The sequence below is a fragment of the Bradyrhizobium sp. Mp19 genome (assembly GCF_029952935.1).
Classification (GTDB): Bacteria; Pseudomonadota; Alphaproteobacteria; order Rhizobiales; family Xanthobacteraceae; genus Bradyrhizobium; species Bradyrhizobium elkanii.
In genome coordinates this window covers 1-1,924 of the sequence record NZ_JASAUT010000151.1, presented here as the reverse complement: position 1 = coordinate 1,924, position 1,924 = coordinate 1, and the positions used below count along the sequence as shown (strand labels likewise).

The following is a 1,924-nucleotide window of genomic DNA, read 5'->3' as shown; positions in this document are numbered from 1 at the left end:
CCCCGCCTCCCCCTTCAGATCGGTCTTAGAGAATCGCAGATTCGCCTTTGCGCAAAGCCCTCGCAAGCGGGAGAGGGAGCCCGACAGGCGTGCTCACCTTACGGAGCGTTGCCTCTGATTGCTCTCCACACCTCCTCGTCCCTGTAATCTCTCCGTCATGGAATTTTTCTAGGTCTTGGCGCGCCTGCGGCGCATTGTCGCTGTGACCTGAGGAGGCTCCCCATGACGATCCGGTTCTCGCGAAATCTCACCCGCCGACGCTTTCTCTCCACGGCGGCTGCGGCCGGCGCCGGCGTGATCGCGATGCCCTATCTGTCGCGGGCCGCCGACCGCCCGGTGATCACCCATGGCGTGCAGTCCGGCGATGTCGGCGTCGACGGCGGCGTGGTGTGGGCGCGTGCGGACCGGCCGTCGCAGATGATGGTCGAGGTCGCGACCACCGAGTCCTTCAAGGATGCCCATACGCTGCCGCCGATCACGGCGCTGCCCGAGAGCGACTTCACCGCCAAGATGCTGCTGGAGAACCTGCCCTCCGGCCAGGACATCTTCTACCGCGTCCGCTTCCGCGACCTTGCCCATATCGACATCGTCGGCGAGCCGGTGGTCGGCCGCTTCCGCACCGCGCCGAGCGATCGCCGCGACGTCTCGTTCGTCTGGGGCGGCGACGTCGCCGGCCAGGGCTGGGGCATCAATCCCGACGACGGCGGCATGATCACCTTCGCCGCGATGAAGAAGCACGCTCCGGATTTCCTTCTGCACTCCGGCGACACGATCTACGCCGATGGCGTGATCCCCTCCGAGGTGAAGCTTCCCGACGGCAAGATCTGGAAGAACGTCACGATTCCCGAGAAGGCCAAGGTCGCCGAGACGCTCGACGAATACCGGGCCGCCCACAAATATAACCTCCTCGACAACAACGTCCGCGCCTTCAATGCCGAGGTGCCGATCTTCGTGCAGTGGGACGATCACGAGGTGACCAACAACTGGTCGCTGTCGAAGCAGCTGCCGGCGGCCTACAAGGAGCGCGACATCACCGTGCTCGCGGCGCGCGCGGCCAAGGCCTTCCACGAGATGTATCCGATGCGCGAGAGCATCGTCGAGCCGGGCCGCGTCTATCGCACGCTGAGCTACGGTCCGCATCTCGACGTCTTCATGCTCGACGAGCGCAGCTATCGCGGCCCCAACGGCCCGAACCTGCAGGAGCAGTACGGCCCCGACGCCTATTTCATCGGCCCGGACCAGATGGCCTGGCTGAAGCGCGCGCTGCTCAACTCGCGCGCCACCTGGAAGGTGATCGCCTCCGACATGCCGCTTTCGCTGATCGTCTATGACGATGCCGCCAACAAGAAGGGCTCGGAAGCCTTTGCGCAGGGCGATGGTCCGGCGCGCGGCCGCGAGCTCGAGATCGCCGATATCCTGCGCTTCATCAAGACCGCGGGAGTCGTCAACACGGTGTGGCTGACCGCCGACGTGCATTACGCCGCAGCGCACTACTACAACCCGAACAAGGCCCAGTTCCAGGAGTTCGATCCGTTCTGGGAATTCGTCTCCGGCCCGCTGCATGCCGGCACGTTCGGTCCGAACGAGCTCGACAACACCTTCGGCCCCGAGGTGAAGTTCATCAAGGCGCCGGGCGAGGCCAACCAGAACCTGCCGCCGTCGGCCGGCATGCAGTTCTTCGGCCACGTCAAGATCGACGGCAAGAGCGGGCAGATGACGGTGAGCCTGCGCGACCGCGTCGACGCCGAGCTGTGGGCGATCACGCTCGATCCGAAGCCGGTCTAGCGCGCACCGCGATCGGGTTGAGATAACGCCGCGAACGAACTGCGCTCCCTCTCCCGCTTGCGGGCAGGGCTATCGCATTTCGTGGCGGTGCCCTCGTGGCCATCCTTCGAGACGCCCGCCTTCGGCGGGCTCCTCAGGA

1 protein-coding gene is annotated in these 1,924 nt (G+C 65.5%); it reads left to right on the top strand.

The features are described 5' to 3' along the window. The first annotated feature begins 222 nt into the window (after window positions 1-222). Complete coding sequence (locus QJT82_RS45285; RefSeq protein ID WP_028343751.1) at window positions 223-1,785, top strand: alkaline phosphatase D family protein; 1,563 nt, start codon at window positions 223-225, stop codon at window positions 1,783-1,785. Window positions 1,786-1,924 lie beyond the last annotated feature (139 nt).

What these genes read in the sequence shown, in the direction of transcription:
- QJT82_RS45285 (WP_028343751.1), top strand. Translation starts at nt 223, where the DNA reads ATGACGATCCGGTTCTCGCGAAATCTCACCCGCCGACGCTTTCTCTCC.